This is a genomic window from Caldinitratiruptor microaerophilus, from assembly GCF_025999835.1.
Lineage (GTDB): Bacteria > Bacillota > Sulfobacillia > Symbiobacteriales > ZC4RG38 > Caldinitratiruptor > Caldinitratiruptor microaerophilus.
In genome coordinates this window covers 1,138,689-1,152,896 of sequence record NZ_AP025628.1, presented here as the reverse complement: position 1 = coordinate 1,152,896, position 14,208 = coordinate 1,138,689, and the positions used below count along the sequence as shown (strand labels likewise).

Genomic DNA, 14,208 nt, shown 5'->3' with positions numbered 1-14,208 from the left:
CCACCGCTCGCATGTCGCCGAAAGCTCACACCTTCACCAGCTTCACCCGCGTGTCGTAAAAGACTACGCTGCCGCCGGCGAGGTCCTGCAGGCTCACGTTCTTGAGATGCGGATCTACCCGCATGGCGGCGTTGCCGTGGACGCCCCGGCCGCGCCGGCCGTCGCCCTTCACCACCTGGCCGTCGATGATCACGTCCCAGGCGCCGTACGCCCAGTGGCCGTAGCCGAGCGGGAACCCGACCACCCCGGGCCGCATGCCCTGCACCACCTTCACGGTGGCAATCATCTCCTTCCGTCCGCCCGGGCCGAAGTCCCACACGCCGTCGGGGTTGGAGGCCGAGACGATCTTCACCTGGTCGCCTGTCCGCAGGCCCAGTTTCGCCGCGTCCGCGGCGCTCACCAGGAGCCCGCCCTCGGGGTCGAGGGGGAGGACCCAGTAGTTCCCGGAGGTGCGGGACTTGGTGTGCTGGATGTACCGGAACGTGATCAGGTTGAGCGGGTACTCGTTCTCCTCGCCCAGGAGGCTGTTCCCGAGGGCGTCCTGGTACGGCGGGAAGAAGGTCGGGATGCCCGAGAGGTGCTTCCCCGTCATGGAGTCCTTCACCAGGTAGGTCTTCTCCTGGTACAGGTTGATCTGCTTTCCGTAGACGTTCTTGACCTTCTCGCCGTCGTACTGCTTGCCGGGGTCCTGCCAGCGCCCGCCCCGGTTCAGGACGTAAACCGTGCGGGCCCAGTGCTCCTCGCCCACGATCGCCTTCCACCGGTCCGGATCGAACACCGTCCTGGGCAGGTGCCGGCGGGCCTTGATGAAGAGCTCGATCTCCTCGGGGCTGGCCTCCGGGACGGCGTCGCTGCCGTCTTCCTTGTCGCCGAAGGCCACGTTGGCGGCCATGGGCAGGTAGTACTCGTCCATGTTCGTGAAGTGGCGCCCGGGACCGAAGGCGTCCTTGCCGAACCCCGGCAGCCCGAGCTTCTCCGCCAGGGCCAGAAGCATGGTCTCGAAGGAGATCGGCTGGTCCTGGCCGTAGACGGTGACCGTCTCGGTCAGAGGTGCGATCACCGGCTGACGGATGGGCTGAGATTTGACGGTGTTGCTCGGGTGCGAGCCCTGGAACTCCCAGCGCTCGAGGTAGCTGAGATCCGGGAAGATGTAGTCGGCAAACATGGAGGTCTCGCCGATCACGATGTCCGACGACACGAACAGGGGCAGCTTCTCCACGTCGCGGAGGATCTCGGCCACCTTGTGCCCGGCGGGCAGCGAGTAGACGGGCGAGCCCATGTACTGGAAGAGGATCTTGACCGGATACGGGTAGCCGTCGCCGATGGAGGCGAAGACCTCCTGGTACACGTCGCTCGACAGCGGGAAGAAGGGGCGCTTGGCGGGGTAGCCCTGGAAGAGTGTCGTCTTGTCATACTTCGCGTCGTGGCGGATGATGCTGAGGCCAAAGGTCGTGGGTTTGCCCGGGAAGGCGTCCTGGTTGAAGGGCTTGCCCTTCTTGGTCCCCACGTTGTCGTACGTGGACGCCTTCACCATGCCGCCCTTCCAGTCGAAGTTGCCGAGGAGGAGGTTCACGCAGTAGAAGACCCCGACGTTGTAGAAGCCGTTCGTGTGCTGCGAAACGCCCCGGTGGATGTCGATGGCCGCCTTCTTCCCGTGGCTCGTTAGCTCCCGGGCCACCTCGACGATGTCCTGCTCCCGGAGGCCACAGAGGTCCGCCCACTCCTTGATGGAGCGGCTTGCCGCCTCGTCGTAAAGGACCTGGACCGCCGACTTGACCTGAACCCCGTTGATCGTGGCCGAGACAAGCACGTCGCCCTCGACGGGGTTCTCCTTGTCGGTCGGGTCGAAGGGGACGGGCTGGCCGTCCTTCAGGACCACGAGGGGATCAAAGGTGTACGTGACCTCCCTGTCCCCGACCTTCGCCTTCCGCTCCTGCGTGGGCAGGCCGAGCTCCGACGCCCGGACGAAGGTGGTGGGCTTGCCGTCGACGATCTTGACGAGCCAGGCGCCGTTCGAGAAGGAGGGCTCCCCGTCGGCGTCCGCCGCGGCCCGGTTGGCGTTGGCGAGGAAACGCTCGTCGAAGCGCCGGTTCTCGATGATCCAGCGGGCCAGCGCCAGGCCCAGGGCGGCCTCGTAACCCGGCTTGATCGGGAGCCACTTCCAGGCCTTCGCGGCCACCTTGGAGAAGCGCGGGTCGGCGACGGCGATCTTCAGCCGGCCCTCCGCGATCCCGTTCGTGATCCCCGGCGCCCGCAGGGGCGGCCCGTAGTTGCCCTCGAAGAGGTTCGCGCCGACGAACAGGACGAACTCCGAGTTCTCGATGTCGGCCTGCCAGTAGAACTTCTCGCCGCCGCCCCAGCTGTACTCGCCCTTCTTGGGGTCGAAGGCGTACTGCTCGCTCATCGCCTTGCCGGTGAAGTAGAGCGAGCCCTGGCAGACGGTGGTGTGGCCGTGGGCGTTGACGGACCCGACCGCGGCGGTGAAGCGGCGGATGAGGGTGTCGCGGCCGGACTTGGCCCGGCCCCAGTTGAAGACGAACTGGTTCGCCTTCAGGCCCAGGTCGGGGTGGTCCGGGTCGATCAGGTACTGGAGGTAGTCCTTGTACTTCGCCTTGAACTCCTCCAGGCTGAGCTTGTGCTCGCCGACCCTGGCGGCGTCGGCCGCCATCTCCTTCGGGATCTTCACGCCCTTGGGGAGCATGACGTCCTTCAGGCCGGGCACGTAGCGGTTCTCTTCCCCGGGCACGTGCTTGAAGAGGTAGCCGCCCTCGGCGATCTCCCGGATGGCTTGGTCGAAGTCGATGGTCATCCACTTGTTCTCGCCGCGCCGGCCGGCCCGCTTGAGCACCTTGCGGATCCGGTACGGGTCGTACACGGTCTGGATGCCCGCCTGGCCCTTGGGACAGATGGCGCCCTCCACCGTGGCGAGTTCCGTCATCTTCGTCTTCATGGGCAAGTGCGGGTGCATCGTCCACGGCGACAGCGGGTTGCCGTCGATCTTCACGGCCACCCCGTCGAGGATCTTCACCTTGATCGGGCAGCCCGTGTTGCACTGCAGGCACACCGTGAACAGCTGGTTCTCGATCTGCGCGAGCTCGTAGGCCTCCGCGGGCGACAGGGTCCCGGCCTCCGCCTTCTGCAGGAGCTCGGTGATCCGCCCCAGCTGGCTCCCCAGGAAGACGCCGCCACCCACAAGCAGGCCGGCCTTCAGGAAGTCGCGGCGGGTGATCTCCTTCTCACGAGTACCGCTCATGTGTCTCCACCTCCCGGGTCTCGATGAGGGGCAGGTACCGGAAGCCCAGCCACAGGGCGCCAAGCCCGACTGCCACGAGGAACAGGAGTACCAGCCACTCGTGGGTGGTGGGGACGTAGGAGAAGGTCAGGCGGTGATCGGAGAAAGCGTTCTCCAGCCCCCTCAGCTCAGGGGTCACCTGGCCGGGGATGACGATGTTGAGGCGCACGGCCAGGAAGGTCAGCGCCGTCAGGGCGCCGGCGATCCCCACGCACGTGGCGTGATGCGGCCGCCAGAGCAGCAGGGCGACGGGGACCGCGCTGCCCAGCACGAGGTGCACGACCCAGAAGACCCACCAGAAGCGGCCTGTGAGGATCTGCATCAGGACTTCCTTCTCCGGGCTGACGCCGTACCAGAGGGGGATGGAGAACTCCGCCCACTCCAGGACCAGGTCCAGGGCGATCAGGCCCAGAACGGTGCGCCCCAGGACGTGGAGCATGTCCGACCGGTCGGGCCAGAACACGGAAGCGAGGGCCGCCATAAGGGCCGCGCCGGACAGAAGGGCTCCCACCACGAAGAAGATCGGGTAGAGGGGCTGGTGCCAGTACGGCTTGGAGGACAGCGTGGCGAACAGGGCGCCGCCCCCGCCCGGAAAGGCGATCGCCAGCGGAATCCCGACCGTGTAGAGCGCCCTCACCATGCCGGTGTTGCCATTGCGCTCGTACCACATGAGGGCCAGCAGCAGGATTCCGTAGGCCGCATAGAGCCAGACCATCCACGTCATCATGGAGGAGAAGTTGGGCGACGTGAAGACCTCGAACGCCCGGTTCATGTGGCCGAGGTCGAACAGAACGGCCAGGAGGGCCACGGCGATGCTGACGAGGGCGGTGAACAAGGCTGTGCGGCTGAGAGGCCGGAGGACGTTCACGTTCAGGACGTTCACCAGCGCGGCGAAGAGGAACGACCCGGCAGACAGGCCCACGAAATACGCGTAGGCCGCCACCCAGAGGCCCCAGACGACGTAACTGCCGTAGCCGGCCAGCGTGTGCCCGTAGGCGATCCGCTGCCAGACGCCCACGAGGCCGAGCGCGAAGGCCACGGTCCAGAGGCCGTACAGGACGGCTCGGGCTGCTCGCATCCCACAGCACCTCCTAGACCAGGTAGTACACGCGCGGCATGGTGCCGGCCTCGGGCTTCAGCACCTGAACGTTGGGCCGGCCGATGAGTTCGTGGACCAAGCTCTCGGGGTCGTTGGCGTCGCCGAAGTACGTGGCCCGGCCCACGCAGGAGGTGACGCACGCGGGGAGCATGCCCTCCTCGAGGCGGTGGAGGCAGAAGTGACACTTGCGCGCGTTGCCCACGGGCGAGGCACCGCCACTGCGCACCCGCTTCTGCCCGTACTCGTAGGTGGGGGCTTTCTCGTACGGCTGAAGGGCCGGCGTATCCTCGGTGTAATACTCGCCGAAGTCGAAGGTACGGGCGTTGTACGGACACGCGGCGATGCAGTACCGGCAGCCGATGCACCGGTCGTAGTCGATCGCGACGACGCCGTCCGGCCGCTTGAACGTGGCGGCCACGGGGCAGACCGGCACGCAGGGCGGGCTGTCGCACTGCATGCACGGACGCGGCGTGAACACACGCGAGACGTGCGGGTAGGTTCCGATCTCCTCGTCGATGACCGGGCGGTAGACCACACCGGGCGGAAGCTTGTTCTCGGCGATGCAGGCGATGGTACAGGAATGGCAGCCCATGCACCTGCGCAGGTCGATCACCATGACCCACCGGCGCTCGGCGACGGGCTTCTCCAGCGCCCGCCGGAGATCGGCCTGCATCCGGAGCAGGACGTCGGCTTCCGGTCCGGCCGCGGCGGCGGGCAGTGGCGCCAGCTCTTTCCCTGCCATGCGGTGCCCCCCTTTGAGGCATTGTCTCCGCTTACCAGCATGGCAGCGCGGCCGTCACCGGGGTATCGGTGAAACCCCGAAACACGCCGCCGGTGTCAGGGAAACCCTGACACCGGCTATTCCAGCGGGATCTTCACGGCGACCGTGGTGCCGCCGCCGGGGCTGCTCTCGACCCTCAGCTGGCCGCCAAAGAGGGCTGCCCGCTCCCGCATGCCGGCGAGCCCGAGGCGGCCCCCTCCGACCTGATTGGGGTCGAAGCCCACCCCGTCGTCCTCGATGACGGCAGACACCTGGTGCGGCCATACGTCGATGACCACGCTCACTGCCCTCGCCCGGGCGTGGCGGGCGACGTTCGTCAGCGCCTCCTGGACGATCCGATAGAGGCATGTCTCCACCCGCGCGGGCAGGCGCAGGTCATCCCCGAGGGTCTGGAAGTCGACCCGGATCCCATGCTTCTGGGAGAAGTCGCTCACGAACCGGCGCAGGGCCGGTACCAGGCCCAGCTCGTCCAGAGCCCGTGGGCGCAACGCCAGGATCAGGGTGTGAATCTCGTCGAGGGTGGCGGCGGCCTGCCGCCGCAGCTCGGCTGCCGTGTCGCGCGCCTCCGGGTGTGCCTCCTCGAGCGCCTTCAGCCCGACGATCAGGGAGGTGAGCGACTGGCCGGTCTCGTCGTGGAGCTCCCGGGCGATCCGGCGGCGCTCTTCCTCCTGGGCGGCGATCACGCGGTCGAGCAGTTCGTCCTTCACCCGTTGCGACTCCTGGAGGCGGTCGAGCATCTCGTTGAAGGCCCGGGTCAGGACCCCGATCTCGTCAGGCGGTCCGGGCGGCGCCCGCCGGCTGAGGTTGTGAGCGGCCGCCTCCTTGGCCACCTCGGCCAGCTGCAGGATGGGTCGGGTGAGGACCTGGGTCAGCAGGTACGCTCCCGCCAGGGCCACACCGGCTACCAGCAGGATCATCGTGCTCAGCCGATGCGCGAGGTCCATCGCCTCCCGCCGCAGGCGCTGGGGCGACATGCCGACCCGAACGGTCCCGGCCGAGCCGCCCAGGATGGGAACAGCGACGTCGTGCAGCAGCCCCTCCTCGGTCATGACGAGCTCGACCCGCGCCCGTTCCCCGGGCGCGGGGAAGGGGAGGCGGAGCAGGTCCGTCGGGAATCCGCCAGTGAACGTGTGGGCGGCGACCCGGTGCCTGGCATCCAGCACCACGATGTAGCGTACGTCCTCGTTGTTCTGCAGGGTGGCCAGGACCAGTTCCTGCAGGCCGAGCAGGTTGTGGGTCAGGAGCAGGTCGGCGCCCCGTGCAGCCACGTCGGAAGCGATGGACACGCCCCGCCGCTCCAGCTCGGCGCTCGTCGACCGCAGGAAGGCGGACTGGGCGAGCAGGGACGCGCCGAGCCCCATGAGCAGCACCATGCCGACGGCCAGGCCCATGATCTTCACCCGGACGCTGAAGGCCTGGGTCCAGTCAAGCAGCCTGCCGACGCGCTCGCCCACGCTCATGGGGCCACGCCGGCTGCCTCGGCCAGCTTGCGGACAGGATCGTACGCCGCGTCCGGGAGTGTGACGAAGCGGTCGACGCCGAGCGAGGCCAGGACCGCGCGCCCTTCCGGGTCACGGTGCATCTCCAGGAGGACCGTCCGCACGGTGTTCTTGAGCTCGGGGTCGAGCCGTGGGCTGGCGACGATGGGCGGGCTGGGCAGAACAGGGGAGCGGTCGATGACCCGCAGCCGGTCCACTGCGTCCGGGTGGCCACGGAGCCACTGCTCGTACACGAGGCTGTCCACCGCCGCCGCGTCGACGACTCCACGGACGACCGCGGCGATCGAGTTGTCGTGACTATACGTGTAAGTCGTAGACTGGAAGAACGTGCCCGGGTCACGCCCCTGGGCCTTCAGGAGCGTCAGAGGGTAGATCCGTCCGGTCGTGGACAGGGGGTCGGTGAACGCGAAGCGCTTTCCCGCCAGCTGCTCGAAGCGGGTGATGCCGCTGTCCCCCCGGGTGATGACGAACGACTGATACTCGGGCTTCCCGCCCACTTCCGGCGCGGCGAGCACTTCAAGGCCGATCTCGTCATGGCCCAGGACATACACGTAGGTGCAGACCATGGCGAGGTCGATGCTGCCGTACTTCAGGAGGTCGTACGTCTCCTGGTAGGTTCGCCGCTGCACCAGCTCGATCGGCCGGCCGACCTTCTTCTCGAGGTACGCGAGGAAGGCGCCGTAGCTTCGCAGCGTCTCCTGCGGGGAGAGGATCGACGCCGCCGCGATCCGGATGGGGGCAGCGTCCGCTGCGCCGGCGTCGGGCACCTCCGGGGCGGGGCCCGTGCGGTGGAGGCTGACGCGGGTGACGGGCCTGGGCACGGTGCAGCCGGTCAGGAGGAGCACGAGCGAGAGCAGAGCACCGGCGCGGTGCATGGTCATTCCCCCCGGCGATCAGACCACGTGGTGGGACAGCGCGTAGCGGACGAGTTCGGCCCGGGTCCGCAGCCCCAGCTTCTCCATCAGCCGGGCCCGGTGGGTCTCGACGGTCTTCACGCTCACCCCCAGCTGGTCGGCGATCTCGGCGTTCGTGTGGCCCAGGACGAGAAGCTTCATCACTTCCATCTCGCGCTGGCTGAGAGGAGGGGAAGCAGGCGGGGCAGCGCCCTCCGGGGGCCGGGTGACCAGCTGGGCCGCGAGGGTCGGATACACGTACGTCTCGCCCCTGCGGATCGCGCGGATGGCCGCCAGCAGTTCCGCGTCCGCCGCGCGCTTGATCACGTACCCCGCCGCGCCGGCCTCCAGGGCACGGCGCAGGTACTCGGGGTCGTCGTGCATGGTCAGGACCAGGACCTTGAGCCAGGGCATCTCGGCGCGCAGGCGCTGAAGGAGGTCCAGCCCGCTCAGTCCGGGGAGGCTCAGGTCCAGGAGGACCAGCTCGGGCCGCAGCCGCCGGGCGAGAGCGAGGGCCTCCGCGGCCTCCCCCGCCTCCCCCACGACCTCCAGACCGTCCTTGCCGTGCAACAGGAGGCGGAGGCCCGACCGGAGGACCGCGTGGTCGTCCACGATGAGGATGCGCATGGCCGGCGACCCCCTTCTGCCACCGCACGTGGCGCCTTGGTCCTCTTCCCCTTGACGGTACCGTGACCTGACATAGACACGCATGGCCCGAAAGAACTGGACCGACCGTGCTTTCGGGTCTTACCGGTCACCGGGGCAGGCGTCGCAGCGTGTCGAACCCTGTCGATCAAAAACTGGCGGAAACGGAAAGGAACGGTTCGCCCCAAGAGAGAATTCCTGCCAGGTAAACCGCGGTTGGGGGACGTACCGATGCAGCGACTCCGCAGGGGGATCTTCACCTACCTGAAAGTGCGCCGCGCCGCTGCCCAGCTCCCGCCGTGCGGCGGCCTGCCCCCCGCGTGGGGCCGGGCCCTGCGCCTGCTGATGTGGGGAAAGACACCCGAGGCGGCGGTGGTGGCCCGGGATCTGGCGGTGGCGGGACCGCCGCGGCCGGAGTTCGCCGCGCGGCTGGGGATCCTCTTCCTGCACCTGGAGTGCCCTGCCGAGGCGGCGGAGCAACTCCGCCGGGCGGCCCGACTGGACCCGGAGTGTGCCTTGTACCGGTACTGGCTGGGCGAGGCGCTCCTGCGCCAGGGAAGGTGGGACGAGGCGGAGGCGGCCTTCACGGCGGGGCTCCGGCTGGCGCCCGAGGATCCCCGCCTGTGGCTCGGCAAGGGGCGGGCACTCCTGGAGGCCGGGCGGGCCCAGGAAGCCCTCGTGCACCTCGACGCGGCAGTGGCGGCCGACCCGGACCGCGCGGCGGCGTGGAACGAGCGCGGCCTCTGCCTCGCCCGGCTGGGGCTCGACCGGGACGCGGCCCGCAGCTTCCGGCGGGCCGTCACGCTCGACCCCGACCTCGGGCCGGCCTGGGCCAACCTCGGCATCACCCTGGAGAAGATTGGGGAGGCGGAGGAGGCCCACCGGTGCCTGGTGCGGGCTCAGGCCCTCGCCCCGGGCGACCCGGTGGTCCTCCACAACGTCGGCCACGCGCTGGCCACGCTCGGCCGGCCCGCCGAGGCCGCAGAAGCGTTTCGCCGCGCCCTCGCCCTGGAGCCGCACTCGGCCGAGACCCTGCACAACCTCGGCGTGTGCCTCCTCGAACTCGGGCAACCCGGCGAGGCCCTGGAGGTGCTCGAACGGGCGCTCGCCGCCTCACCGGGCGATCCCGCGGTCGTCCTGGCATACGGCCGGGCGCTCGAGGTCCAGGGGCGCTACCCGGAGGCGCTGGCGGCCTACCGGCGGGGCCTCGAGGCGGACCCGCACCATGCCGGCCTCGTGGGCCAGACGGCCGTGTGCCTCTTCCGGATGGGAGACTACCGTCAGGCGCACGCGTGGTTCGTCCGGGCCCGGGCGCTCGAGCCGGCCAACCGGAGCCATCTCTGGGGTCAGGCGGCGTGCCTGGAGCGCATGGGCCGGGCCGAGGAGGCCGTCGAGTTCTACAACCGCGCGCTGGCCTGACGCCATGCGGGAGGCCGGCCAGCGGGCCGGCCTCCCGGTTACACAGGGAACAGGCGCTGCGCCTGGGAGCAAGAGGGTCGGGACCCGACCGGAACTCAGCGTCCGGGTGACGGGCCGCGCCCTGCCAGTGCCTCTTCCGCCCTGCGGACGAGAACCCGCACCATCGGGCCGCCGATTCGCCCCCCGATCCGGCCGCAGTCCCGGGAGGTGGCCTCGGGCCAGCCCTGCTCCAGGATCTGGCCGGTCAGCCCCAGCTCGGTCGCGATCTCGTACTTGAAGAGGTCCCGGACCTCGTGCGGCAAGAGCTCCGGAGCGAACTTCGGCATGGGACTGCACCTCCTACCGCGGGGGCACCTCTAGTCTCGGCGGGGCGCGGCCGCGTTATGTCTAGCAAACCCTGCCTCCATGGGGTCCGGGAACCTCTCCCGATCCAAGGAGGAGCGGGGGGCTGGAGAGCCGAACCATTCACGGAGACGGTGTGGGTGCGATCTCGGCGGCCAGCCGGGCGAGCTCGGCGGCGAAGGTGCTCACGGGGCGGCCCGCCCCCACGGCCTGTTCGATGTTCATGATGCTCTGGACCAGCTCGGGGCGGGTGGTGACGTAGACCCGGTCGATCCCGAGGTTCGCGCGCCGGACCCGGTCGCCCACGGCGCGCTCGATCTCGGCGTTGCGCCCGGGCGCCCGGGCGCCGGCGGCGTCGACGTCGATGCCGACGTACGCGGTCCGGCCGGCCGTCACCACCCAGGCCTGCCGCACCCCACGGACATCACGCGCCACCTGCGCGAGCACCCGGGCCCGATCCTCCTCGGCCGCTCCGGGGCCGGCCGGCGCAGGGGGCGCCGCCGGGGCGGGGAGCGCACCCGGCGGTCCGCCCGGGGGCGCCGGCGCGGGGCGCCGCGCGGGGGCGGGGCACCCCGCCAGACTCACGGCCAGCGCCAGGGCGCCACCCAGCGCGGCGATGCTTCGATCGCGGCGCTTCACCGCTCGTCACCTCTTCCGCAGCGCATCTCGTCTGCGTTAATCTCCCCGCTCGCGCCGCGCTCGTATGGCAGGGAATCGGCGGAAACGGCGCCGGCGCCTGTCGCAGACTGAATCGCGTGTTGCTCCGCCGGCGGGGCGGGCCACCCCTGCCGGCGCTGCCCGATCGAAAGGATGCGAGAGGATGGATCTGCGAGCCGATCACGCGCCCCTGCCCAAGCTGGCGGAAACGGTGCTGCCGGTCGAGGACTACCCGGTCCGGCTGGTGACCTTCCTGAACCGTTCCCTGAAGGACCGGGGGTTCATCTTCGGCCTCCGGCGGGTGGACGAAGGGCGGTTCAGCCTCACCATCTACGAGGCGGGACCGCCGGCCGGGCGGGGCGACGGCGAGGGGTGAGCCGGTGGGCGGCGAACTGGCCTTCAGCCTGGACATCGGAACGCGCAAGGTGGTCGGCCTGGTCACGCAGCCGACGGCCAGGGGCCTGCGCATCGTCGCGGCGGAGAAGATGGAGCACCGGAGCCGCGCGATGTTCGACGGCCAGATCCACGACGTGGTCGAGGTTTCGTCGGTGGTGGCCGCCATCCGGGAGCGGCTCGAGGCGCGCTGCCGCACCCGCCTGGAGGAGGTCGCCGTGGCGGCCGCCGGGCGGGCGCTCCGGACGTTCCGGGGGATCGCCGTACGGACCGGGCGGGGTGACGGCCCCTTCACCCGGGCCGAGGTCCGCACCCTCGAGCTCGAAGCCGTGCAGGATGCCCAGCGCGCCTTGGCGGAGGGACTCCGCGACGAGGGCGAGGCCCGGAACTACCTCTACGTCGGTCACTCGGTGCTGGGCTGGGAGCTCGACTCCGTCCCCCTCACCCGGCTTGAAGGCCAGCGGGGGCAGGTCGCCCGGGTCGAGGTGATCGCGACCTTCCTCCCTCGGGGCGTGCTCGACTCCCTGCTGGCGGTTCTCGAGCGCGTCGGCCTCACCATGACGGCCCTCACCCTCGAGCCCATCGCCGCCATCGGGGTGGTCGTTCCGCCGACGATGCGCCACCTGAACCTGGTGCTCGTCGACATCGGGGCGGGCACGTCGGACATCGCCGTGACCCAGGGCGGCACCGTCGTGGCGTACGACATGGTGCCGGTCGCGGGGGACGAGATCACCGAGGCCCTCTCGGAGCACTACCTCCTCGACTTCACCGTAGCCGAGGCCGTCAAGCGCCAGATCAACCGGGGGCAACCCGTCCGCTTCCAGGACGTGCTCGGCGTGACCCACGAGGTTCCGGCCGCCGAGCTGGCCGCGGCCCTGCGGCCCGCCGTCGAATCGCTGGCCCGCCGGCTCGCCGAGCGGATCCTGCGGCTGAATGGCCGCGCGCCGCAGGCCGTGGTCCTGGTGGGCGGGGGCAGCCAGACGCCGGGGCTGGCGGAGGCGGTCGCCGCCGAGCTGGGCCTGCCTCCGGCGCGCGTGGCGGTCCGCGGGCGGGACGCCATTCAGGGCGTGACGGGTGCCAAGGCGCTCCTGGGCGGCCCCGATGCGGTGACGCCCATCGGCATCGCCGTCGCGGCCCGGGAGGAGACCGCCCTGGGGGTCGCCTACGTGTACGTCAACGGCGCCGGGGTCCGGCTCTACCATCCTTCCCGGCTCACCGTCGCCGACGCGCTGCTGGCTGCCGGCTACTCGATGCGGGACCTGCAGCCCCGCCTGGGACCCGGCTTGACCGTCCGGGTGAACGGCGAGCTGAAGCTCGTCCCCGGCACCGCCGGCCGGCCGGCGCGGATCGAGGTGAACGGGGCCGCGGCCGGCCTCGACAGCCCCGTGCGCCACGGCGACCGGATCACGGTGAAACCGGCCGCCCCGGGGCAGCCCGGCCGGGCGCGCGTCCGGGACGTGCTGCCTGACCACCCACCGCTTGCGGTCACCGTCAACGGGGAGGAGCGGCGGATCGAGCCGCTCGTGCTCGTCAGCGGGAGGCCGGCCTCCCTGGACGAGGAGCTGAGGGACAACGACGACGTGGTCGCCCGCCTGCCCGCCACCCTCGGCGAGGTCCTCGCCGCGCTCGGGCTCGTGGGGGCTGACGAAGCCGTGACCCTGCGCTACCGGGTCGCCCTACCCGGCGGCCCGGCGGAGGGGGTGGAGCACGTGCTCCGGCGCCCCCGGTTCCGGCTGGCCGTCGACGGCCTTCCCGCCGACCCGGCCACGCCCGTCTCCGGCGGCAGCCGCATCGACGTCACGCCGCTGCCGCCCCCCACGGTGGGGGAGGCCGTCACTTCGGCCGGCATCGCGGACCGCCCCCTGCGCGTGCGCGTCAACGGGCGGCCGCTGGCGCTACCGGTGCCCCTCGAGATCCGGCGGGACGGCAACCCCGTCCGGCCGGAGGAGCCGCTTCACGACGGGGACGTCCTGGTGGTGCAGCCGGGGGGATCCTCCCTGATGCTGGCCCACGTGCTCGAGCACGTGGATATGGCCTCGTCCCCCCCGTCCGGCCAGTCCCGCCTCGTGTTGACCGTCTCCGGCCGCCCGGCGGACTTCGCCACTCCCATCCGTGACGGCGATGACATCGTGATCGCGTGGGAGTAGGAAATTTCTGGAGGAAGAACGTCCTTGCTCACGGAACTCAAACCGGGTATCTTTTACTGGCAAGGCGGGGTCAATTTCGGGGTGGTGCTGGGCGAGTCCGGGGAGATCATCCTCATCGACGCCGGGCTGGACGCCGGCGCCCCCCGGAAAGCCCTCCGCCCGTTTCTGGAGCAAGGGTACCGCCTGGCCGCCGTGGTGGCGACGCACTGCCATGCGGACCACATCGGCGGCGCCGCCGAGCTGCACCGCCGCCATGGCCCCGCCGTCTACGCCCCGGCGCCCGAGCACGTGATCCTCGAGCACCCCGACCTCGCCCCGATGGCCATCTACGGGGCAAGCCCGCCTCCCGGACTCTCGGTCAAGTTCCTCCGTCCTCCCGCGCCCTGTCCCGCGATGGCCCTGCCCCGAGAAGGCCTGTTCGAGGTGGCGGGGCGGTCGCTGGAGATCGTACCGCTGCCCGGCCATTCACCGGCCCAGGTGGGAATCGCCGTCGACGGGGTCCTGTTCGCCGGGGACGGGGTGTTCTTGCCCGAGGTCCTCGAGCGGCACCCGGTGCTGTTCCTGGTCCGGGTGGATGCCTTCCTGGCCAGCCTGGAACGCCTTCTCGCCCGGCCCGAGGGGCTGATCGTCCCGGGCCACGGGCCACACCTCGATCGAGGCGCGGACCCGGGCGGGGACGGCGACCCGCTTCGCGTGGCGGTTGAGGCGGACCGAGGGCACGTCCGCCGTATTGGATCCCTGATCCTGGACATCCTGGTAGACGGACCCTTGAGCGAAGACGACCTCCAGGACCGCCTGGCGGCAAGACTGGGTAAGACCTACGACAGCGACGTGTCCTACTACCTGGACCACGCGGCCCTGCGGGCGCACCTGAGCGAACTTGCCCGGCAGGGAGCCGTGGCCCCGGCCTATGCGGGCTCCCGGCGCCGGTGGCAGCGGGTCGCCGGCGTGCCGGGCGCCGGGGCCGGCGCCGCTGCCGCAGCAGCGCATCCGGGTTGACCGCCCGGGGCCTGTCCCGGCGACCCCCGGCACGGGGCTTTC

The 14,208-nt window shown here is 70.6% G+C and carries 12 protein-coding genes; 4 read left to right on the top strand and 8 right to left on the bottom strand.

Annotated features, from left to right (window positions below; all coding sequences use genetic code 11):
- Positions 1-25 precede the first annotated feature (25 nt).
- The 6 genes from caldi_RS05605 to caldi_RS05580 all read right to left on the bottom strand — a co-directional run bounded on the left by caldi_RS05605 (position 26) and on the right by caldi_RS05580 (position 8,191).
- Positions 26-3,253 (bottom strand): molybdopterin-dependent oxidoreductase, encoded by a 3,228-nt coding sequence (locus tag caldi_RS05605; protein WP_264844119.1) that lies wholly within the window; start codon positions 3,251-3,253, stop codon positions 26-28.
- Entirely contained in the window at positions 3,237-4,370 is a 1,134-nt protein-coding gene (nrfD, locus tag caldi_RS05600; protein WP_264844118.1) for an NrfD/PsrC family molybdoenzyme membrane anchor subunit, read from the bottom strand. The genes caldi_RS05605 and nrfD overlap by 17 nt, the downstream gene beginning before the upstream one ends.
- A 13-nt stretch (positions 4,371-4,383) precedes the next feature.
- Positions 4,384-5,133 (bottom strand): 4Fe-4S dicluster domain-containing protein, encoded by a 750-nt coding sequence (locus caldi_RS05595; protein WP_264844117.1) that lies wholly within the window; start codon positions 5,131-5,133, stop codon positions 4,384-4,386.
- 116 nt (positions 5,134-5,249) lie between these two features.
- Positions 5,250-6,626, bottom strand: coding sequence for a HAMP domain-containing sensor histidine kinase (locus tag caldi_RS05590; RefSeq protein WP_264844116.1), 1,377 nt, complete (start codon positions 6,624-6,626; stop codon positions 5,250-5,252).
- Between the two features lie 2 nt (positions 6,627-6,628).
- Positions 6,629-7,546 carry a substrate-binding domain-containing protein gene (locus tag caldi_RS05585; RefSeq protein ID WP_264844115.1) on the bottom strand — a complete coding sequence of 306 codons (918 nt, stop codon included), beginning with the start codon at positions 7,544-7,546 and terminating at the stop codon, positions 6,629-6,631.
- Positions 7,547-7,564: 18 nt separating this feature from the next.
- Positions 7,565-8,191 carry a response regulator gene (locus caldi_RS05580; protein ID WP_264844114.1) on the bottom strand — a complete coding sequence of 209 codons (627 nt, stop codon included), beginning with the start codon at positions 8,189-8,191 and terminating at the stop codon, positions 7,565-7,567.
- A 249-nt stretch (positions 8,192-8,440) separates the two neighbouring features.
- Between caldi_RS05580 and caldi_RS05575 the strand changes: the two genes are divergently transcribed.
- On the top strand, positions 8,441-9,628 hold the full coding sequence (locus caldi_RS05575) for a tetratricopeptide repeat protein (protein WP_264844113.1): 1,188 nt from the start codon (positions 8,441-8,443) through the stop codon (positions 9,626-9,628).
- A gap of 95 nt (positions 9,629-9,723) precedes the next feature.
- On the opposite strand, the gene caldi_RS05570 is transcribed toward caldi_RS05575, so the two are convergent.
- Both caldi_RS05570 and caldi_RS05565 read right to left on the bottom strand, forming a co-directional pair.
- On the bottom strand, positions 9,724-9,954 hold the full coding sequence (locus caldi_RS05570) for an alpha/beta-type small acid-soluble spore protein (RefSeq protein ID WP_264844112.1): 231 nt from the start codon (positions 9,952-9,954) through the stop codon (positions 9,724-9,726).
- Between the two features lie 139 nt (positions 9,955-10,093).
- On the bottom strand, positions 10,094-10,609 hold the full coding sequence (locus caldi_RS05565) for a YhcN/YlaJ family sporulation lipoprotein (RefSeq protein WP_264844111.1): 516 nt from the start codon (positions 10,607-10,609) through the stop codon (positions 10,094-10,096).
- 181 nt (positions 10,610-10,790) lie between these two features.
- On the opposite strand from caldi_RS05565, the gene caldi_RS05560 reads away from it, so the two are divergent.
- The 3 genes from caldi_RS05560 to caldi_RS05550 are packed head-to-tail and all read left to right on the top strand — an operon-like array spanning position 10,791 to position 14,166.
- Positions 10,791-11,003, top strand: coding sequence for a YpmA family protein (locus caldi_RS05560; RefSeq protein WP_264844110.1), 213 nt, complete (start codon positions 10,791-10,793; stop codon positions 11,001-11,003).
- A gap of 4 nt (positions 11,004-11,007) precedes the next feature.
- Entirely contained in the window at positions 11,008-13,167 is a 2,160-nt protein-coding gene (locus caldi_RS05555) for a cell division FtsA domain-containing protein (RefSeq protein ID WP_264844109.1), read from the top strand.
- Between the two features lie 24 nt (positions 13,168-13,191).
- On the top strand, positions 13,192-14,166 hold the full coding sequence (locus caldi_RS05550) for an MBL fold metallo-hydrolase (protein WP_264844108.1): 975 nt from the start codon (positions 13,192-13,194) through the stop codon (positions 14,164-14,166).
- Positions 14,167-14,208 lie beyond the last annotated feature (42 nt).

Excerpts from the sequence above, each read along its gene's own strand:
- caldi_RS05605 (WP_264844119.1), bottom strand. The coding sequence starts at position 3,253 with ATGAGCGGTACTCGTGAGAAGGAGATCACCCGCCGCGACTTCCTGAAG.
- nrfD (WP_264844118.1), bottom strand. The coding sequence starts at position 4,370 with ATGCGAGCAGCCCGAGCCGTCCTGTACGGCCTCTGGACCGTGGCCTTC.
- caldi_RS05595 (WP_264844117.1), bottom strand. The coding sequence starts at position 5,133 with ATGGCAGGGAAAGAGCTGGCGCCACTGCCCGCCGCCGCGGCCGGACCG.
- caldi_RS05585 (WP_264844115.1), bottom strand. The coding sequence starts at position 7,546 with ATGCACCGCGCCGGTGCTCTGCTCTCGCTCGTGCTCCTCCTGACCGGC.
- caldi_RS05580 (WP_264844114.1), bottom strand. The coding sequence starts at position 8,191 with ATGCGCATCCTCATCGTGGACGACCACGCGGTCCTCCGGTCGGGCCTC.
- caldi_RS05575 (WP_264844113.1), top strand. The coding sequence starts at position 8,441 with ATGCAGCGACTCCGCAGGGGGATCTTCACCTACCTGAAAGTGCGCCGC.
- caldi_RS05570 (WP_264844112.1), bottom strand. The coding sequence starts at position 9,954 with ATGCCGAAGTTCGCTCCGGAGCTCTTGCCGCACGAGGTCCGGGACCTC.
- caldi_RS05560 (WP_264844110.1), top strand. The coding sequence starts at position 10,791 with ATGGATCTGCGAGCCGATCACGCGCCCCTGCCCAAGCTGGCGGAAACG.